Genomic DNA, 19,516 nt, shown 5'->3' with positions numbered 1-19,516 from the left:
CCGTTACCTCGGGCCATGGACCTTCCCGATTTCTCCTTCGAGACCGAAGCTCGCGCGCGCGGCTTCCTGCGCATCGCCGGCGTCGACGAGGTCGGGCGCGGCCCCCTCGCCGGGCCGGTGACGGCGGCGGCGGTGATCCTGGACCCTGACCGCATTCCCAAGGGGCTGCGCGACAGCAAGACGATCTCGAAAGCCGCCCTCCCGGGGATAGCGGCCGCGATCCATGCCTCGGCCCAGGTCGCCATCGCCCATGCCAGCGTCGAGGAGATCGACGCCCTGAACATCCTGCAGGCCGCGCTTATGGCCATGCGTCGGGCGGTCGATGCCCTGGGCGCCGATCACGTCCTGGTCGATGGCAAGTTCATCCCCAAGGGTCTGACCGGCCAGGCGCTGGTGAAGGGCGATGCGCGGTCATTGTCGATCGCCGCCGCCTCGATCGTGGCCAAGGTGGAGCGTGATCGGATCATGGTGGATTTGGCGCAACAATACCCAGGCTATGGCTGGGAGAAGAACGCAGGTTACCCCAGCCCGGCGCACAAAAGGGCGCTTCTAGATTTGGGGGTCACCCCGTTTCATAGGCGTTCGTTCAAGCCCGTCCACAATATCTTGTATCAAGAACATTCTGCAAGTGCTTGATTTAAATAACATTTGACGATGATTCGCCTTTGACTCAGAATCCACCTCACAAGATCCGGGAAAAACCGGTCACGAATTGAGGGCGAGATGGCTGTGAAGACGAAACAAGCAGAGGCGCAAGCCCTGCCGCTGAATACGATTGTCCCGGGCGACTGCATCGAGGTGATGCGCAGCCTGCCTGCGGCTTCGGTCGACCTGATCTTTGCCGACCCGCCCTACAACCTTCAGCTGAAGGGCGATCTGCACCGTCCCGACAACTCCCGCGTCGATGCGGTCGATGACCATTGGGACCAGTTCAGCTCTTTCGCCGTCTATGACGCCTTCACCCGCGACTGGCTGGCCGCCGCCCGCCGCATCCTGAAGCCCAATGGCGCGATCTGGGTGATCGGCTCCTATCACAACGTCTTCCGCCTGGGGGCAGAGCTGCAGAACCAGGGCTTCTGGATCCTGAACGACGTGGTCTGGCGCAAGTCGAACCCGATGCCGAACTTCCGGGGCAAAAGGCTCACCAATGCCCACGAAACCCTGATCTGGGCGGGCAAGGAAGAGAACAGCAAATACACCTTCAACTACGAAGCCTTGAAGGCGATGAACGACGGCGTTCAGATGCGCTCGGACTGGATGATCCCGCTTTGCACCGGTCATGAGCGGTTGAAGGATGAAAACGGCGACAAGGCCCATCCGACGCAAAAGCCCGAGGCCCTGCTTCACCGCATCATCCTCGCGACCACCAACCCCGGCGACGTGGTGCTGGACCCCTTCTTCGGCACCGGCACGACCGGGGCCGTGGCCAAGATGCTGGGCCGCGACTTCATCGGTATCGAGCGCGAGGAGGCCTATCGCAAGGTCGCCCAAGACCGCATCGACCGCACCCGCCGGCTGGATGCCTCGGCCTTGGAGGTCACCGGATCGAAGCGCGCCGAGCCGCGCGTCCCCTTTGGCAATGTCGTCGAACGCGGCATGTTGCGGGCGGGGGAAGAGCTCTACTCGCTCGGCTCGCGCCATGTCGCCCGCGTCCGCCCCGATGGGACCATCGTGGGCAATGACGTGAAGGGCTCGATCCACCAGGTCGGCGCGCATCTGGAAGGCGCGCCCTCCTGCAACGGCTGGACCTATTGGCACTTCAAGCGCGACGGGCGGCTGATCCCGATCGACATCCTGCGCCAGCAAATCCGCGCCGAGATCGAGGCCGACGAGCGCCCCGCGCATTGACCCCGGGCGGTGCGCTGAAGCGCACCCTACCCCCGGCGGTGGGTTTCACCCACCCTACCACATGCCTGCTGCGCGGTCCGCCCGTGCGGCCAACTCCCCCGCCTTGTCCTCAAGGCGGGGCTTTTCGGCTTTCATACTTGCCCAAATATCCCCGCCGGAGGCCCCGCTTTCCTCACGGAGCGCCCTTGGGAAGCGGAGTCCGCCCCTCATTATACTCCGTCCAATCGGTGATATCCGGGTAGAACTGCTTGCGCCATTCCCGCACGCGGCGGTTCATCACCGAGCGCCACTTGCGCGGATAAAGCGCCAGGACCCCCATGACCGGATAGCCATAGGGCAGCTGAGGCGCGGCCTCGGCGCCGTAGTTCTGCAACAGGGGAAAGCGGCGGTCGGGCTTGTAATGGTGGTCGGAATGGCGTTGCAGGTTGATCAAGAGCCAGTTGGACGCCCTGTGGCTGGCGTTCCAGGAATGCTGCGGCAGGACATGTTCGTATTTCCCATCGCCCAGGTGGCGGCGGGTCAGGCCGTAGTGTTCGATGTAATTGGTGATCTCCAGCTGCCAGATCGCCACCAGGGCCTGGAAGATGAACAGCCCAAGCCCCGCCCAGCCGCCGACCCACAGCGCCAAAAGCAGCATGGCGCCTTGCAGGGCGGCATAGATCAGGAAAGGGTTCTCGCGGGTGAAGGGCCCCTTGCCCTTGCGCCGCAGCATCGAGGCTTCGGCGCGCCAGGCCGAGACCGGGCTTTCGCGCAGGACCCGGGCGAAGAAGGCGTGGAAGCCCTCGCCATAGCGCGCGGTCACGGTGTCGCGCGGGGTGCCGACGTAAAGGTGATGGACCCGCAGGTGCTCGCTGCGGAAATGCGAATACAGCACCGTGGAGAGGAGGAGATCGGCCAACCAGCGCTCCAGCCGGTCGGATTGATGCATCAGCTCATGGGCATAGACGATGCCGATGGTGCCCGACATGATGCCCTGGCCGAAGAAGAGCGCCAGCTTCTCGGCCCAGTTCAGGTGATCGGCTTGGGGGACATACCAGAGCATGACCAGAAGGATCAGGAACTGCACCGGGAACCAGACCAGGGTGATGAGGCGGTAGAAGGTCAGATCCTCCTCCGGGGTCTCAAGGTCGGCATTGTCCGGGTTCTCGCCCAGGACCATGTCGAGGAAGCTGTAGAGCCCCCAGGTGTAAAGCGGCATCACGAGAACCGCCCAACCGCCATGCGCCATGCCAAACAGCGCAATGGGAAGGGTGCCGAGCGACAGCCAGAAGGGCGCCGCCTGTTTGAAGCTGGCCATCTGTTCCGCAGGGATGATCGACATGGGTGCAACCTTCTGTTTGCCGCCAGATTACGCCCCAGCCCCGCGGCATCAAGCGCCGCTTTGCCGCAGGGCCAGGGCATGGGCCTTGCGCATCAGCGTAGGCAGGTCTTGCGGCGAAAATGCGTTGGACCCGTGGAATTCTCCGCGCGTCGGGGCGGCATCCCGCGCCACCAGGACCCGCAGGTTCAGGTGGAAATGGGTGAAAGTATGCGTCACCGTCCCGGCCTCCTGCCAATCCGCCTCGGCCGGAGGCCCCGGGTCCGACCCGTCCCAGCCCGCGCCCGGAAAGCCCAGGGTGCCGCCCAGAAGGCCCTTGTCCGGCCGACGTTCTAGCAGAACCGCGTCGCCGTTCCACAGAACCCAGACCACCCCCTCCCGCGTGGGTTTGGGCGGCTTGGCCAGCTTGCGCGGCAGGGTCGCTGCGATCTCTCGGCCCTGGCAGCCTTGGACCCAGGGGCAGATCGTGCAGGCCGGAGACCTGGGGGTGCAGACCGTGGCGCCCAGGTCCATCACGGCCTGGGCGTAGTCTCCGGGACGCTCCGGGGGCGTCAGCCGGGCCGCCGCTGCGACCAGCTCGGGCTTGGCCTGGGGCAGGGGAGTCTCAATCGCAAAGACCCGCGCCATGACGCGTTCGACATTGCCATCCACCACGACCTCGGGCCTCCCGAAGGCGATCGAGGCCACAGCCGCCGCCGTATAGGGCCCGATGCCGGGCAGGGACCGGAGCCCCTCGAGGTCCGAGGGGAAACCGCCCCGCGCCACCACCGCCCGGGCGCAGGCCAAAAGGTTCCGGGCGCGCGCATAATACCCAAGCCCCGCCCATTCGCGCATCACATCGCCATCTTCGGCACCGGCCAGGGCCTGGACCGTCGGCCAAAGCGTCGTGAACCGCGCGAAATAGGCCTTCACCGCCGCCACGGTCGTCTGTTGCAGCATGACTTCGGATAGCCAGACCCGGTAAGGGTCCGCCAAAGCGCCCTTCACCCGCCAGGGCAGGTCGCGGCCATGGGCGTCGTACCAGGCCAGCAGGCTTTCCGCGCTCACAACCCCATCACGCAAGTTTCAGCCCCCCAAGCCGCATTCCTCTGGCCCCTCGCCTGCCCTGCCGTTTACAATAGGTCAACACTTGCGCAGGACCAGATGGCCCCTAAACCCGATTCCCCACCCAAGATCTCCCGCCGGATGCGCGGGTTCGAAGCGGCTGGGCAATTGCTGACCAGCCGCATCCGCGCGGCGGGCGAGACGCGGGGCTTTGCCGTGGCGCGCCTTCTGACCGCCTGGGACGAGATTGCGGGCGATGCCGCGCCGATGACCCGGCCGGTCAAGGTCGGCTATGGCCGCGAGGGCCTGGGCGGCACGCTGACGCTTCTGGTTCAGACCGCCCATGCGCCCATGGTGCAGATGCTGATCCCCAAGCTGATCGAGCGGGTGAACGCCGCCTATGGCTATGCCGCGATTTCCCGCATCATCCTGACCCAGACGGCGGCCTCTGGCTTTGCCGAGGGCCAGACCCCCTTCCAGGCCCCCAAACGCGCCCCCGATCCCGTCGTGGTCGAAAAGGCGCAAGACCTCGCCGCCCCGGTTCATGACGAGGGCCTCAGGTCCGCGCTTGAACTTCTGGGCCGGAACATCTTAACTCGCCGCAATCCGCAGAAAGGACCGACATGATCCTCACCCGCCGCAACCTGCTCGCCGCAGGCGCCGCCACGATCGCTCTCCCCGCCTTGGCCGAGGGCGAGACCCCGGCGGCCCCGGTCATCACCGACATGAGCATCGGTTCCGCCGACGCCAAGGTGGTGATCGACGAGTTCCTGTCCTTCACCTGCCCGCATTGCGCGAATTTCCACAATGCCTTCTACGCCAAGCTCAAGGCCGACTATATCGACACCGGCAAGCTGCGGCTGGTCTACCACGAGGTCTATTTCGACCAGCTGGGGCTTCTGGGCGCGATGATGGCGCGTTGCGGCGGCGAGATGAAGTATTTCGGCATCACCGACATGCTGTTGGAAAAACAGCGTGACTGGGCCGGGGCGGGCGATCTGCAAGCCGCCGTGGCCGAGATGAAGAAATTCGGCGTGGCCGCTGGCATGACCGAGGCCGATATCGACAAATGCCTGCAGGATCAGGCCATGGCCGAAGCCATGGTCGCGCATTACCAGGAGTCGATCGCGACCGCCTTCCCGAACGACAGCTTCGAGGGCACGCCCTCGTTCCTCTTGAACGGCGTGGTCAACAAGGACATCTTCGAGGGCATGGACTACGAGGCCCTGAAGGCGATCATCGAGGCGGAACTCGCGAAGTGACTCCGCTGCATGGGTTGAAGGTCGTCGAGCTGGCGCGGATCCTGGCGGGCCCCTGGGCCGGCCAGACGCTCTCGGACCTGGGCGCCGAGGTCATCAAGGTCGAGGCGCCCGAGGGCGATGACACCCGCCGCTGGGGGCCTCCCTTCATCACCCATGACGGCGAGACTTCGGCCGCCTATTTCCATGCGACCAACCGGGGGAAGAAGTCGGTCACCTGCGACTTCCGCACGCCGGAGGGGCAGGCCCAGGTCCGCGCTTTGGTCGCCGATGCGGATGTGGTGATCGAGAATTTCAAGGTCGGGGGCCTGGCGAAATACGGGCTGGACTATGACAGCCTGGCCAAGGTGAACCCGCGGCTGATCTACTGCTCGATCACCGGCTTTGGTCAGACCGGGCCCTATGCGCATCGGGCGGGCTATGACTTCATCATCCAGGGCATGGCGGGCCTGATGTCGGTGACCGGAGAGCCCGAGGGCCAGCCGCAAAAGGTCGGCGTCGCGGTGACGGATGTCTTTACCGGCGTCTATGCGGCCACCGCGATCCTCGCGGCCCTGGTGCAGAGGGCGACGACGGGCAAGGGTCAGCATATCGACATGGCGCTGATGGATGTGGCGACCTCGATCATGGCGAACCAGGCGATGAATTACCTGGCCACCGGGGTGGCGCCGCAGAAGATGGGCAATGCGCATCCGAACCTGGCGCCCTATGCGGTCTTCGACTGCAAGGACGGCTGGATCATCCTGGCGACCGGGAATGACGGGCAATTCGCCAAGCTCTGCGGCATCCTGGGGCTGGCCGAGATGGCCGAACACCCCGATTTCCTGACCAATGCGCTGCGGGTGCAGAACCGCGCCGAGATGACCCGCCGCCTGACCGAGGCGACCAAGGCGATGACCAAGGCCGACCTCCTGGCGGCTTGCGAGGCGAGAGGCGTCCCCGCCGGGCCGATCAACGACCTGAAGGAGGTCTTCGCCGACCCGCAGGTCGTGGCGCGCGGGATGCAGATTGCGCCGGATGGCGTGCCGGGAGTGCGGACGCCCATCACCTTCTCGGGCGCCGACCTGGCGCTGGACCGCCCGGCGCCAAGGCTCGGCCGCGACGACTGAGGCGGATTTGCGGGGGGCTTTGGCGTGTCCGGCGAGCGGACGCAAATCCCTTCCCGGGCGCGGAGGTCTTGCCCCCAAGCCTGACGGCAACGATTGGCGGGCTGCGTGTTGAATTTCAGCCCTTTTCGAACGGGAAACCGCTTGGAATTGCCGCGCAATCCCCTGGTGCAAGAAGGGGATTTTCCTGCAGCCCGTGTTGCGAAGGGGCGCGCCGGCCTCTTTGGAACAGGGCCCAGGGTGAAAGGCGCGCTTCCCGGGCCTTGGGCACCTTCTTGTGGGGGCAGGGAGGCGCCCCCGCATTCCGGCTTGATCCAGGCCGCAACCCTGGGTGAGGCACGATCTCTCACCGAGCGAAGGATCGCAGCGGGCCTGGTGATGAACCCGCCATTTCGGACCTTGTCCGCAGTGTATTCTTGTCTCCCTTCCGCCCCCTGACCGATCTCGTTGCACCTGGGCGTTTCAGGCCACGGGGGGCTAGGCGGAAAGCGCGGTGGGCGCCTCGACCCCGGCCTGGGTGTTGAAATAGGCGATCAGCCGGTTCAGCCGCGCGATCTCGGCCATCAGCCCATCGACGGCCGAGGCGGAATCCGAGGCGAGGCGGGCGTTCTGACCGGTCTCATGCTCCAAGCTGGTGACGATGTCGGACACCGCCGTGATGCCCGCCGCCTGTTCCTTGACGGCGGTGGAGATCTGGCCGACCGCCTCCACCACCTGGTCGACCGAGTCGTGAATCTCGACCAGGGATTTGCCGGTCGCCTCGACGAATTTCACGCCATTGCCCACATTGCGCGTCGATTGGCCGATCAGGTTCTTGATCTCGGACGAGGCATCGGCGGCCTTGTTGGCCAGCATGCGCACCTCATGCGCGACGACGGCAAAGCCCTTGCCGACATCGCCCGCCCGCGCGGCCTCCACCGCGGCATTCAGCGACAAGAGGTTGGTCTGGAAGGCGATGTCATCGACATAGCCAGTGATCTCGTTGATCTGGCGAGCATTTTCCGACACCAGCCGGATCGCCGAAATCGCCTCGGAGGCCACGTTGCCGCCATTCACCGCCGCGCCGGACGTGCCCTCGGAGAGTTGGGTCGCCCTTGAGGCATTGCTGGCATTGGCCTCGACCGTGGCGGAAAGCTCGACCATGGTTGCAGCCGTCTCATGCAGACGTTCGGCCTGGCGCTTTGCACGCGAGGACAGGTCGCGCGCGCCGTTCTGGATCGGTTGCAGCTCGATCCGGATGCGGTCGGCGGTTTCCTTGATCTGATCGACCAGCTCGGCCAGCTTCTCTCCGGTCGAGTTGCCGTCGCGTTGCAGGTCGGCAAAGACCCCCTGGTAATCGCCCGTCATCCGCGCAGAGAGATTGCCCGCCGCATAGTCGCGCAGGACAGAGGAAATCGCCCCCGTCGCGCCCTCGACCGCAGTGAAGACCTGGTTCATCTGGACGGCGATCCCGCGCAGGTCTTCCTGGGCGGCGGTTTCTTCCATCCTCACGGTCAGATCGCCCGCGGCTGCCGCCATGGTCGCCCGACCAAGTGCAGCCTGAAAGGCAGAGAACTCTTGCTCGAGCCGTTCGGCGGCAAAGCGCATCTGCGCCACCTCGTCCCGCGAAGACCCGCTGTCCCCGGCGCCCGACATGGCCCTGAGCCGGGCCGCCAGTTGGGCGACCGACTTCGCCACGCGGCGCGAGAAGAAGAGAACGATCCCCGCCACAAGCAGGATGGCCGCCAACATCAGGCCCGCCGTCAGGATCAGCTTGGTCTTCATGTCGGCGCGGGCCTTTGACACATAGGCATTGGCATCGGTCTGCGCGATTGTCGCAATCTTCAACGCCTGGGCCAGAACCTCTTGCGCCTGGCGGTGCAAGAGCTCGGATGTCGGAATCTCGGCCGATTTGGTGAAGCCGAGCAAGATCTTGGCCCCTTCGACCCATTGCGTCTTGGCCGCCTCGAACGTCTCGATGGCCTTTTGCATCTGTTCGGACAGTGTCGCGGATTTCATCGAGGTGATCGAGGTGTCGATCAGGGCTGTCTTGATCGTGAAATCCTTGCGCACCTTGGCCATGTCGACCATTTCGGTCATGGCCTCGACCTTTTCAACGACCTTGCGGGCATCGTTCAAGCCCTGGGTCAGGGTATTGGCCGCGTTCAAGGCGTTCAACGAGGCGGACACCACCTTGTCCTTCTCAAGCGAGATGGCCCAGGCGGTATATCCCATGCCGAGGCTGCCAATGATGGCGGTCATGCCAAGCAGGAAAATGACGATCAGAAGTCGGGTCTGGATGGAGAGCATGTCAGTTCGCCGGCAATACAGGAGTGGAGATGGCGCTGGTTTCTTCGGTCAGGGTTTCGAGAAAGGCGATGATGGCCTTGCTGTCTTCCGGTGACAGGGTGATTTGTGCCATCGAGGGACTGAGACTGGGTCTCTGGATGACCTTCTTCGCGTAGTGGTCCAGGACCGCGCCCAGGTCTTTCAGGGTTCCGTCATGCATGAAGGGCGCGCGAAGCGCGATGTTGCGCAGGCCTGGTGTCTTGAAAGCGTGTTCGTTCAAGGGGTTGGACGGATCGATTGCCAGGCGGCCCGGATCATTCCCGGGCAGGCCGATGTCATGGAACTGATTGTCGGTGAAGTTCCAGCCCGTATGGCAGTTGGCACAGGCGCCCTGGCCTATGAAGAGCTCGAATCCGCGCTTGGCCTCGGCCGAGATCGCATTCTCGTTGCCCTCGATCCAGCGGTCGAAGGGCGCCCAGCCCGCAACCAGCGTGCGTTCGAACATCGCGATGGATTTCAGGATCGAGCCTTCGCTCAACCCCTCACCCGGGAAGAGCTTGTCGAAGGTCTCGGCATATTGCGGCACGCGGGAGAGCCGCTCGACCACCTGGGACATCGTGGCGTTCATCTCGACCGGGCTGGTGATCGGTCCCTTGGCCTGTTCCTCCAGCGTGGCGGCGCGACCATCCCAAAAGAGCGGGCTGACCCAGGCAACATTGATCGTCGTCGGCGTGTGGCGGCCAAGCGGCACACCCGCCGCGCCGATGAACCGGGCCGAGGGCGCCTCTGATCCGAAGGAGGGATTGTGGCAGGAGGCGCAGCTGAGATTCTGCGCCCCCGAGAGTCGGGGGTCGAAATAGAGCATCTTGCCCAGGGTGGCGATGCGCGGATCATAGGGCGCATCGGCCGGGAAGGGCACGGTCAAGGGGCGGCGGTAGCTTTCCTTGACTTCTTTCGAGACTTCGGCGGTTGAGACGCTCGCGCAGGGCACGACAAGACAGAGGGCAAGGATGGCGCGGCGCATGGCGGTTTCCTGAAACAAGACCGAGTCAGTCTAGGAACCGCTCCTGAATATTCCCCTAACGTCCGAGATCGGCTTGGTCAGACCGCAGAGAAGCCGTTGTCGACGAAGAGTTCTGTCCCGTTGACGAATTCCGCATCATCCGAGGCGAGGTAAAGCGCCGCCCTTGCGATATCTTCGGGCAGGCCGAAGCGCCCCTGGGCGGCCTTCATCGCAGCCTCCGAGACATCGACCCCAAGCGCCGTCAGGTCGGCGACCTCGCGACGGCCATGGGGGGTGAGGATGAAGCCCGGGCAGACGGCGTTGCAGCGGATGCCACGGTCGCGGAACTCGATGGCGATGGCCTTGGAGAACATGGCGCAGGCGGCCTTGGTCGCGTCGTAAAGCACCTCGTTCGGCGTGGCGTAGAAGCCGGAGATCGAAGCGGTGCAGACGATGGCGCCCTTGCCCTGGTCCAGCATCATGGGCAGGACGGCGCGGGTCATCAGGTACATGGACTTGACGTTGATATCGAAAAGCCCGTCCCAGTCCTCTTCGCTGGTCTCGAGGAAGGGTTTGATGACGATGGTGCCGGCATGGTTGAAGAGGACGTTCACCGGCCCCAGCGCGGCGCGCACCTGCGCGACAGCAGCCTCCACGGGGCCCCGCCGACTGACATCGGCCTCGGCAAAGACCACCCGGTGCCCTGCCGACTGCAAGTCCTGCGCCAGGGCCTGTCCGGCCTGGACGTTGCGATCGATGATTCCGACGGCAGCTCCCTCGGCGGCGAACAACCGCACCGAGGCCTCGCCGATCCCGGTCGCCCCGCCCGAAATGATCGCAACCTTGCCCGCCAAACGACCCATGTCAGCCTCCCTGTTTCCCGAAAGGCTAGCAAGGCCCCGGCAAAAGGAAAGGGGCGACCGAAGCCGCCCCTTGTTCATTGGTCCAAAAATATCCCACGGGTGCGTCCATCGCTGCGCCATGGGTCCGAGCACCGATGAACGCGGCGGGGGTGTGAAGCCCCCGCTCTTCGGGTGGGTGCGGGGGGCGCGCAACCCCCTGCGGCCAACCTCAGGCGACCACGGTCGCCACATGCACGCCACCGCGCGACAGGTGCGAATAGGGGCAGATGAAATGGCCGCGCTCGGCGATCTTTTCGGCCACGGCCTTGTCGACGCCCGGCATCTTGACCTCGAGCGTGATGGCCAGGCCGAAGCCGCCCTCCGAGCGCGGACCGATCCCGACCTTGGCCGTCACCGTCGCATCCTCGGGCACCGTCCCCAGCTTTTCGGACTGCGCCGCAAAGCGCATGGCACCCAGGTAGCAGGCGGCATAGCCAAGCGCGAAGAGCTCTTCGGGATTGTGGCCGAGGCCCGTCCCGCCAAGCTCTTTCGGGGTCGCCAGCGTGACGGTCAGCTGACCATTGGCCAGTTTGGCCAGGCCATTGCGGCCGCCGCCCGTCGCGGTGGCTTCGGTGAAATACTTCGGATCGACCGTCATGGGAATCTCCATCGTTTGCGATTAAGTCGTTAGCGATTGAATATCCCTCCCCTTCGATTCGGTCAACTTGCTTTTTAATCGCGCGCGATTTAATCAGATTGCATGAGCCAGCTGACCCTGCCTGACATGATCTGCTTTGCCCTCTATTCGGCCAACCACGCCATGCAGAGGGTCTATCAACCGCTGCTTGCCCCCCTCGGCCTGACCTATCCGCAGTTCCTGGTGCTGATGGCGCTGTGGGAGGAGGACGGCCGCCGCGTCACCGACCTTGGCCGGGCGCTGGGGCTGGAGTCCAACACCCTTACCCCGCTCTTGAAGCGGATGGAGGCGCAGGGCCTGGTGGCGCGGGCGCGGGATGAGCAGGACGAACGCCAGGTGCGGGTGACGCTGTCCGAAAAGGGCGCTGGGCTGAAGGCCGAGGCGGGCCATATCAGCCGCTGCATCTTCGACGCCTGCGGGCTGGAGGTCGAGAGGCTGACCGCGCTCCGCGACCAGATCACCGCGCTGCGGGACCGGCTAGCCGGCTGAGCGCCCAGGCGGCGGCTTCGGCCACCGTGGGGTCGGGGTCCTCCCGCAGGGCCTCGGCGGAGGCGGCAAGCGAAGGGTCGCCCGAGTTCCCGATGGCGTAAAGCACGTTCCGGACCATGCGATCCCTGCCGATCCGCTTGATCGGGCTGCCCGCGAAACGCTCCCGAAAGGCGGCATCGTCCAGGCTCGCCAACTCGGCCAGGGGCGGGTTGCCGGTGCGGGAGGCATAGCCGATTTCCTTCGCCTCGGCCGCGAACTTGTTCCAGGGGCAGGCGGCGAGGCAGAGGTCGCAGCCGTAGATGCGGTTCCCCAGGCCCTCGCGCAGGTCGAGGTCGACGGGGCCCTTGTGCTCGATGGTCAGATAGGAAATGCAGCGCCTTGCGTCGAGTTGATAGGGCGCGGGGAAGGCTTTCGTCGGGCAGGCCTCCAGGCAGGCGGTGCAGGAGCCGCAATGGCTGACCTCGGGGGCGTCTTTCTCCAGGTCGAGCGTGGTGAAGATCGCGCCGAGGAAGAACCAGTTGCCAAGGTCGCGGGACAAGAGATTGGTGTGTTTCCCCTGCCAGCCCAGGCCCGCGGCCTGGGCGAGCGGCTTCTCCATCACCGGGGCGGTGTCGACGAAGACTTTGATCTCGGGCACCTCCCCCGCCTTTTTCGCCTCGGCCACCAGCCAGCCGCCAAGCCGTTTCAGCCGCCGCTTGACCAGGTCGTGGTAATCCTTGCCCTGGGCATAGATCGAGATCTCGCCATGATCGGGCGGCGTTGGGCTGCGGGCACCCGGATAGACCTCGGCCAGCATGATGACCGAGCGCGCCTGGGGCCACAAAGCGGCGGGGTTGCCGCGCCACTCCATCCGTTCGGCCATCCAGGACATCTGCCCATGCGCGCCCTGGGCCACGAAAGCCGCCAGCCGCTCGGAGGCCTGCGGGATGGCATCGGGCGCGCAGATGCCCATGGCGGAGAAACCCTCCTCCATGGCCCGGGCGTGGAGTTTGTCTTTCAGAGTCATCCCAAAGGCATAGCACGGGAATTTTCGCCCCGCGACCTCTTGGCGGTCTTGCAGCGGGCGGGGTCTTATCCCAGATCAAGGGCAAGGCCGATGAAGCGTGCCACTTTGGGCGCTTCGGACGGTGCTTCAAAGGAGAGTAACGATGAATTTGGAGAAATTCACGGAACGGTCGCGCGGCTTCTTGCAGGCCGCCCAGACCATCGCGATGCGGGAAAGCCACCAGAGGCTGGCGCCCGAACACCTGCTGAAAGCCCTGATGGATGACGAACAGGGGCTCTCGTCCAACCTGATCCGCCGCGCCGGGGGCGAGCCCGCCCGCGTGGTCGAGGCTTTGGACCTGGCCCTGGGGAAACTCCCCAAGGTCACAGGCGATGCGCAGCCCTTCACCGATCCGGGGCTGGTCAAGGTCCTGGACGAGGCCGAGAAGGTCGCCAAGAAGGCGGGGGATTCCTTCGTGCCCGTCGAGCGGGTGCTGATGGCTTTGTGCCTGGTCACTTCGGCGGCCAAGAGCGCTCTGGATGCGGGGGCGGTGACGGCGCAGAAGCTGAATGCGGCGATCAACGACATCCGCAAGGGGCGGACGGCGGATACGGCCTCGGCCGAAGAGGGCTATGATGCGCTGAAGAAATATGCCCGCGACCTGACCGAGGCGGCGGAGCAAGGCAAGATCGACCCGATCATCGGCCGCGATGACGAGATCCGGCGGACCATGCAGGTCCTGAGCCGCAGGACCAAGAACAACCCGGTCCTGATCGGCGAGCCCGGCGTGGGCAAGACGGCGATTGCCGAAGGGCTCGCGCTGCGGATCGTCAATGGCGATGTGCCCGAAAGCTTGCGCAACAAGAAGCTGATGGCGCTCGACATGGGGTCGCTCATTGCCGGGTCGAAGTATCGCGGCGAGTTCGAAGAACGGCTGAAGGCGGTCTTGAACGAGGTGACCTCGGCGGAAGGGGAGATCATCCTCTTCATCGACGAGATGCATACTCTGGTGGGCGCGGGGAAATCGGATGGCGCGATGGATGCGGCCAACCTGATCAAGCCGGCCTTGGCGCGCGGGGAGCTGCATTGCGTCGGCGCCACGACGCTGGATGAGTATCGCAAGTATGTGGAGAAGGACGCGGCCCTGGCCCGGCGCTTCCAGCCGGTGATGGTCTCCGAGCCCACGGTGGAGGATACCATTTCCATCCTGCGCGGCATCAAGGAGAAGTACGAGCTGCACCACGGCGTGCGGATCGCCGATGCGGCGCTGGTGGCTGCGGCGACCCTGTCGCATCGCTACATCACCGACCGTTTCCTGCCCGACAAGGCGATCGACCTGATGGACGAGGCAGCCTCCCGTCTGCGGATGGAAGTGGACTCCAAGCCCGAGGAACTCGACGCCCTCGACCGCCAGATCCTGCAGCTGCAGATCGAAGCCGAGGCCTTGAAGAAGGAAGACGATGCCGCCTCTCGTGACCGGCTGGAGAAGCTGGAGAAGGAGCTGGCCAATCTGCAGCAGGCTTCGGCCTCGATGACGGCGACCTGGCAGGCCGAGCGCGACTCCTTGGAGAAGGCGCGGGATATCAAGGAGCAGCTGGACCGCGCCCGGGCCGAACTGGACGGCGCCAAGCGCGAGGGCAACTTCGCCAAGGCCGGGGAGCTGCAATATGGGCGCATCCCCGCGCTGGAGAAGGCCTTGGCCGAGGCCGAGACGCGGCAGGGCCAGGCCCTGGTCTCGGAAGCCGTGCGGCCTGAACAGATCGCGGAAGTGGTCGAACGCTGGACCGGCATCCCGACCTCCAAGATGCTGGAGGGCGAGAAGGAAAAGCTTCTGAAGATGGAAGAGCAGATCGGCAAGCGGGTTGTCGGCCAGAAGGCGGCGGTCACCGCTGTCTCGAACGCCGTGCGGCGGGCGCGGGCCGGGCTGAACGATGAGGGGCGGCCTTTGGGCTCTTTCCTCTTCCTCGGCCCGACCGGCGTGGGCAAGACCGAGCTGACCAAGGCCCTGGCCGAGTATCTCTTTGACGACGATAGCGCGATGGTCCGCATCGACATGTCGGAGTTCATGGAGAAACATGCCGTCTCGCGTCTGATCGGCGCGCCTCCGGGCTATGTCGGTTACGATGAAGGCGGGGTGCTGACCGAGGCCGTGCGGCGGCGGCCCTACCAGGTGGTCCTCTTCGACGAGGTGGAAAAGGCCCATCCGGATGTCTTCAACGTGCTGTTGCAGGTGCTGGATGATGGCGTTTTGACCGATGGCCAGGGCCGGACGGTGGACTTCAAGCAGACGCTGATCATCCTGACGTCCAACCTGGGGGCCTATTCCCTGTCCCAGTTGCCCGAGGGCGCTGACCCGACTGGCGCCCGGGCCGAGGTGATGGAGGCGGTGCGGGGTCACTTCCGCCCCGAATTCCTGAACCGCCTGGACGAGACGATCATCTTCGAGCGCCTGGGCCGGGGTGACATGGGCGCCATCGTGGACATCCAGCTGAAGAAGCTGGAGGCCCGGCTCGCGGCGCGCAAGATCACGCTGGAGACCGACGCGGCGGCGCGGCAGTGGCTGGCGGATGAGGGCTACGACCCGGTCTATGGCGCTCGGCCCCTGAAGCGGGTGATCCAGCGGCATCTGCAGGATCAACTGGCGCAGATGATCCTGGGGGGCGAGGTGCTGGACGGGTCCACCGTCACGATCTCGGCGGCACCCGATGGGCTGGTGATCGGGGACCGCGTCCTGCGCTCGACCAAGGAAAGGCCTGCGGAAGTGCGGGTGCATTGAGGTCCGTGCAAACGGATGGGACCAGAAGGTCCAAAAGGAACGGGGGGAGCCAGAAGGCTCCCCCCGTTTTTGGCGGGCTGGCAAGGCCCACCGGTTCGGCTTACATCGGCGGCAGGATGACGCTGTCGATGACGTGGATCACGCCATTGGTCGCCGCGATATCGGCGGTCGAGATCACCGCGCCGTTGACTTTCGCGCCGCCCTCCAGCGTGAAGGTCAGCTCGCCACCCTGCACGGAGGCGGCCTTCATGCCCTCGGTCAGATCAGCGGCCATCACCTTGCCCGGGACGACGTGATAGGTCAGGATGGCGACCAGCTTGTCCTTGTTCTCGGGCTTCAAGAGGTCTTCCACCGTGCCCGCGGGCAGGGCGGCAAAGGCGGCATCGGTCGGCGCAAAGACGGTGAAGGGGCCGGGGCCCTTCAGGGTCTCGACCAGGCCGGCGGCCTGAACGGCCGCGACGAGCGTGGTGAAGCTGCCCGCGCCGACGGCGGTGTCGACGATGTCCTTGTCCTGGGCGAAGGCCGGGGCAGACAGGAGCGAGACGGAAGCGGTCAGGGCCAGAAAGGTTCTGCGGATCATGGGGTCACCTTGGTATCTGCCGGGATTGGCACGGAGTTTACGGGCGAAAGTTTCACCCGGTTCACCTTTTCCGCCTGAATTCAAAGTGATGAGCGCGTGATTGACGCGGGCCTTGGTCACGCTAGTCTGAGGCGCTTTGCACAAGGACGCGCGATGACGCCGAACGAGACCCTGCTTCTGGCCCTTCTGGTGATCTTCGCCCTGCCCTGGGCGCTTTGGCGGCTGTGGGGCAAGATCACGCTGCCGCTGGTCGTGGTTCAGATCGTCGGCGGCATCCTCTTGGGGCCTGGCGTCTTCGGCGCAGTGGCCCCCGGGCTGCATGGCGAGATATTCACCCCTCAGGTCATCGCGTCGCTGAACGCGCTGGGGCTTTGGGCGGTCACGGTCTTTGTCTTCATCGCCGGTCTGGAACTGGACATATCCGAAGCGCTCGCCAACCGGCGCGAGACAGTGACGGCGGCGGGCTTTGCGCTGGGCGTGCCGCTGGTGCTGGGGACGCTGGCGGGTGGGGTGCTTTTGCAGACCGAGGGCTGGATGGGCGCGGCGGGCCATCCTTGGCAAACGGCATTGGGCATCGGCATGGCCTGCGCCGTGACGGCCCTGCCGATCCTGATCTTGTTCCTGGATCAACTGGACCTGCTCCGCCGACCCCTGGGGCAACGCATCCTGCGCTATGCCTCGCTGGACGATATCGCGATCTGGGCGGTGCTGGCGCTGATCCTTCTGGACTGGACGCGGGTCAGCCGGCAACTGGGCTTTGTCCTGATCCTTCTGACCCTGTCGCCCCTCGTTCGGCGGCTGGTCCCCCGGCTGAGGCCGACGGACCGCTGGCCCGTGGCCCTGGTCTGGATGATCGCGCTGGCCTTCGTCTCGGACTGGGCGGGGCTGCATTTCATGGTCGGCGCCTTCCTGGCTGGCGCGGTGCTGGAGGCGCGGTGGTTCGACGTGACCCGCGTCGACCGCCTGCGCGAGGCCTGGCTTCTGGTCATGATGCCGGTCTTTTTCCTGTCGACCGGGCTGCGGACCGGGTTCCAGGCCGGAGGCTGGGTTGTGCTGGCGGCGGCTCTCCTGCTCCTGGTGGCCTCGGTCGGCGGCAAGCTCCTCGGCGTCTGGCTGGCGGGGCGGCAACTGGGCTGGGGCCGCGAGACCTGGGTGATCGGCTGGCTCTTGCAGACCAAGGCGCTGATCATGATCATCTTCGCCAATATCCTCCTGGACAAGGAGATCATCTCGCCCGCCGCCTTTACCGCGCTTTTGCTGATGGCGGTCGGCTCCACGGTCCTGACCATGCCCGTCGTCACGCGGCTGCTGTCACGGCCCGATCTTTCACGCCACCGTGACGCGGTGAAATGAAACAAACGGCGGTTTTCAACGTATCCTCCTTAGCACCCCAAGGAGGAGCCGCCGATGAAGACCCTGAGCTGGTCCGATGTGACCCCCGAGAAACTGTATCTGAACCGCCGCCAGATCATGGCGGGGGGGCTGGCCCTGGGCCTGACGCCCGGCCTAGCCCGGGCCGAAGAGCTGACGCCCAACACTTGGGAAGAGATCACCGGCTACAACAATTACTACGAGTTCGGCACCGGCAAGGAGGACCCTGCCGCCAATGCCTCGATGCTGACGACGCAGCCCTGGACGGTGAAGGTCGATGGGCTGGTGGACAAGCCCGGCGACTATGACCTGGGCGAGCTGCTGACGGGCCTGACGGTCGAAGAGCGCATCTACCGCTTCCGTTGCGTCGAGGCCTGGTCGATGGTGATCCCCTGGAACGGCGTGCCGCTGGCAGCGCTCTTGGGCAAGCTCGGCGTGCAGCCCGGGGCCAAGTATGTCGCCTTCGAAACCCTGGTGCGACCGGAAGAGATGCCGGGGCAGAAGATGGGAATCCTGGACTGGCCCTATCGCGAGGGTCTGCGGCTGGATGAGGCGATGCATCCCCTGACGCTGATGGCCACCGGGCTTTACGGCAAGCCGCTTCCCAACCAGAACGGCGCTCCGATCCGGCTGGTGGTGCCGTGGAAATACGGCTTCAAGTCGATCAAGGCGATCGTGCGGATATCGCTGGTCGACCAGATGCCGCAGACGACCTGGAACATGATGGCCGCCAACGAATACGGGTTCTATGCCAATGTGAACCCGACGGTGGATCACCCGCGCTGGAGCCAGGCCTCCGAGCGCGTCATCGGGGCGGGGCTCTTCGGCGGCCGCCAGGACACGCTGATGTTCAACGGCTATGGGGACCAGGTTGCCAGCCTCTATGCCGGGATGGACCTGGCGGAGAATTACTGATGGAGGCGCTGAACCAGGGGCTCCGCCGCATCCCGACCTGGAGCCTCTATGTCGTCGGGCTGGCCGTTGCCGCATGGGTCGTGGTGCCGGGGTTATCGGCCATCGACCCGGTGCGGGACATCGAAAGGGGGCTCGGCCTCTGGGCCGTGCGCTTCCTTCTCCTGGGGCTGATGATCACGCCGCTGCGCTGGGTGGGGGTGAATGCGCTGCGCTTCAGGCGGCAGATCGGCCTTGTGGCCTTCGGCCTCGTGGTGCTGCACCTTCTGACCTGGCTGGTGCTGGACATGGGCCTGCGCTGGGACCAGATCGCCGACGACCTGGTGAAGCGCTGGTATATCATGATCGGCATGGCGAGCTTTGTCTTGCTGATCCCCCTGGCCGTGACCTCGAACGACCGCTCGATCCGCTGGCTGCGCAAGACCTGGGTTCGGCTGCACAAGCTGGCCTATCCGGCGGCGATCCTGGCCGTGGTGCATTTCATCATGGTGCAAAAGGTCTGGGGGGCAGAGATTCTGATCTATGCCGCGATCCTGGCAGGGCTCCTGGCCGCAAGGGTCTGGAAGTTCGGTCCGAGTCGGGTGGTTTGGGGCTAGGCCATGCTGCGACTGCGAAAGAAAGTTGCGGCAAACCCCCTGACCAAATGGTTAAGATTTCGTCAACCATCGGATTTCGCGGGAAAATCGGGAAAAGCAAAGAAAATGCGACAACCGTGCTTTTTTCCTCTTGCGGGTTTTTTGGTGTGGGCCTAAACACCGCTTCACCGAACGACGGTGCGGACGGAACGAAGCGAAAGCGACGGGAAGCGGCGAACGAAGTGAGGTTGAACTACTGGATACGAGGTTGCGGGACGCGCCAAGGGATTGGCGGTCTGGTGATTTTTGTGTCTGCTGCTCTTTGAAACTGTAATGAACGAAGGGATATGCGGGCGGTTTGGGCGCATCGGCGTCTGAAAGCTAGCATATCGGCCTTGTAGGGAAGTTGGGGAGACCTGATGGACCGATGATCAAGGTGTCAG

General features: G+C 65.0%; 19 protein-coding genes. 11 read left to right on the top strand and 8 right to left on the bottom strand.

Features of this window, described 5'->3' with window-relative positions:
* The first annotated feature begins 15 nt into the window (after positions 1-15).
* Entirely contained in the window at positions 16-636 is a 621-nt protein-coding gene (rnhB, locus tag GV832_RS03750; protein ID WP_168773497.1) for a ribonuclease HII, read from the top strand.
* An 87-nt stretch (positions 637-723) separates the two neighbouring features.
* Positions 724-1,848, top strand: a complete 1,125-nt coding sequence (locus GV832_RS03745; RefSeq protein ID WP_168773496.1) for a site-specific DNA-methyltransferase — start codon at positions 724-726, stop codon at positions 1,846-1,848.
* 172 nt (positions 1,849-2,020) lie between these two features.
* On the opposite strand, the gene GV832_RS03740 is transcribed toward GV832_RS03745, so the two are convergent.
* Both GV832_RS03740 and GV832_RS03735 read right to left on the bottom strand, forming a co-directional pair.
* Entirely contained in the window at positions 2,021-3,169 is a 1,149-nt protein-coding gene (locus GV832_RS03740) for an alkane 1-monooxygenase (protein ID WP_168773495.1), read from the bottom strand.
* A 48-nt stretch (positions 3,170-3,217) separates the two neighbouring features.
* A complete protein-coding gene (locus tag GV832_RS03735; RefSeq protein WP_168773494.1) occupies positions 3,218-4,213 on the bottom strand; it encodes an A/G-specific adenine glycosylase in 996 nt (331 codons plus the stop codon).
* Between the two features lie 96 nt (positions 4,214-4,309).
* Here GV832_RS03735 and GV832_RS03730 point away from each other — a divergent pair, with 96 nt between their 5' ends.
* From GV832_RS03730 to GV832_RS03720, 3 genes are read left to right on the top strand one after another with little or no spacing between them, the layout of a single operon-like run.
* Positions 4,310-4,837 carry a DUF721 domain-containing protein gene (locus GV832_RS03730; protein ID WP_227754211.1) on the top strand — a complete coding sequence of 176 codons (528 nt, stop codon included), beginning with the start codon at positions 4,310-4,312 and terminating at the stop codon, positions 4,835-4,837.
* Entirely contained in the window at positions 4,834-5,472 is a 639-nt protein-coding gene (locus GV832_RS03725) for a thioredoxin domain-containing protein (RefSeq protein ID WP_168773493.1), read from the top strand. The genes GV832_RS03730 and GV832_RS03725 overlap by 4 nt, the downstream gene beginning before the upstream one ends.
* Positions 5,469-6,578 (top strand): CaiB/BaiF CoA transferase family protein, encoded by a 1,110-nt coding sequence (locus GV832_RS03720; RefSeq protein WP_168773492.1) that lies wholly within the window; start codon positions 5,469-5,471, stop codon positions 6,576-6,578. Before GV832_RS03725 ends, GV832_RS03720 begins: the two co-directional genes overlap by 4 nt.
* Positions 6,579-7,052: 474 nt before the next feature.
* Here GV832_RS03720 and GV832_RS03715 read toward each other — a convergent pair whose 3' ends face one another.
* The 4 genes from GV832_RS03715 to GV832_RS03700 form a co-directional block, all read right to left on the bottom strand.
* Positions 7,053-8,864: a methyl-accepting chemotaxis protein gene (locus GV832_RS03715; protein WP_168773491.1), complete on the bottom strand. Its 1,812-nt coding sequence runs from the start codon at positions 8,862-8,864 to the stop codon at positions 7,053-7,055.
* Position 8,865: 1 nt separating this feature from the next.
* A complete protein-coding gene (locus GV832_RS03710; protein ID WP_168773490.1) occupies positions 8,866-9,867 on the bottom strand; it encodes a cytochrome-c peroxidase in 1,002 nt (333 codons plus the stop codon).
* 77 nt (positions 9,868-9,944) lie between these two features.
* Entirely contained in the window at positions 9,945-10,709 is a 765-nt protein-coding gene (locus GV832_RS03705) for an SDR family NAD(P)-dependent oxidoreductase (RefSeq protein ID WP_168773489.1), read from the bottom strand.
* Positions 10,710-10,917: 208 nt separating this feature from the next.
* Positions 10,918-11,346, bottom strand: a complete 429-nt coding sequence (locus GV832_RS03700; protein WP_168773488.1) for an organic hydroperoxide resistance protein — start codon at positions 11,344-11,346, stop codon at positions 10,918-10,920.
* A gap of 102 nt (positions 11,347-11,448) precedes the next feature.
* Between GV832_RS03700 and GV832_RS03695 the strand changes: the two genes are divergently transcribed.
* Entirely contained in the window at positions 11,449-11,874 is a 426-nt protein-coding gene (locus GV832_RS03695; RefSeq protein WP_168773487.1) for a MarR family winged helix-turn-helix transcriptional regulator, read from the top strand.
* On the opposite strand, the gene queG is transcribed toward GV832_RS03695, so the two are convergent.
* The gene (gene queG / locus GV832_RS03690; protein WP_168773486.1) at positions 11,843-12,880 is read right to left on the bottom strand and encodes a tRNA epoxyqueuosine(34) reductase QueG; all 1,038 of its coding nucleotides are present in this window, start codon (positions 12,878-12,880) and stop codon (positions 11,843-11,845) included. The genes GV832_RS03695 and queG overlap by 32 nt on opposite strands.
* Before the next feature lie 142 nt (positions 12,881-13,022).
* Here queG and clpB point away from each other — a divergent pair, with 142 nt between their 5' ends.
* Positions 13,023-15,635 carry an ATP-dependent chaperone ClpB gene (gene clpB, locus GV832_RS03685; RefSeq protein ID WP_168773485.1) on the top strand — a complete coding sequence of 871 codons (2,613 nt, stop codon included), beginning with the start codon at positions 13,023-13,025 and terminating at the stop codon, positions 15,633-15,635.
* A 100-nt stretch (positions 15,636-15,735) separates the two neighbouring features.
* Here clpB and GV832_RS03680 read toward each other — a convergent pair whose 3' ends face one another.
* Complete coding sequence (locus GV832_RS03680; RefSeq protein WP_168773484.1) at positions 15,736-16,215, bottom strand: fasciclin domain-containing protein; 480 nt, start codon at positions 16,213-16,215, stop codon at positions 15,736-15,738.
* 153 nt (positions 16,216-16,368) lie between these two features.
* Between GV832_RS03680 and GV832_RS03675 the strand changes: the two genes are divergently transcribed.
* The 4 genes from GV832_RS03675 to GV832_RS03660 are packed head-to-tail and all read left to right on the top strand — an operon-like array spanning position 16,369 to position 19,399.
* Complete coding sequence (locus GV832_RS03675; RefSeq protein WP_168773483.1) at positions 16,369-17,568, top strand: cation:proton antiporter; 1,200 nt, start codon at positions 16,369-16,371, stop codon at positions 17,566-17,568.
* A gap of 54 nt (positions 17,569-17,622) precedes the next feature.
* The gene (gene msrP / locus GV832_RS03670) at positions 17,623-18,501 is read left to right on the top strand and encodes a protein-methionine-sulfoxide reductase catalytic subunit MsrP (RefSeq protein WP_168773482.1); all 879 of its coding nucleotides are present in this window, start codon (positions 17,623-17,625) and stop codon (positions 18,499-18,501) included.
* Positions 18,501-19,094 (top strand): protein-methionine-sulfoxide reductase heme-binding subunit MsrQ, encoded by a 594-nt coding sequence (locus tag GV832_RS03665; RefSeq protein WP_168773481.1) that lies wholly within the window; start codon positions 18,501-18,503, stop codon positions 19,092-19,094. The genes msrP and GV832_RS03665 overlap by 1 nt, the downstream gene beginning before the upstream one ends.
* 47 nt (positions 19,095-19,141) lie before the next feature.
* A complete protein-coding gene (locus GV832_RS03660) occupies positions 19,142-19,399 on the top strand; it encodes a hypothetical protein (RefSeq protein WP_168773480.1) in 258 nt (85 codons plus the stop codon).
* Positions 19,400-19,516: the final 117 nt, after the last annotated feature.

This window comes from Stagnihabitans tardus (genome assembly GCF_009925085.1).
GTDB lineage: Bacteria > Pseudomonadota > Alphaproteobacteria > Rhodobacterales > Rhodobacteraceae > Stagnihabitans > Stagnihabitans tardus.
Note: the sequence above shows the minus strand (reverse complement) of the source record. Positions and strands in the feature narration are given on the sequence as shown.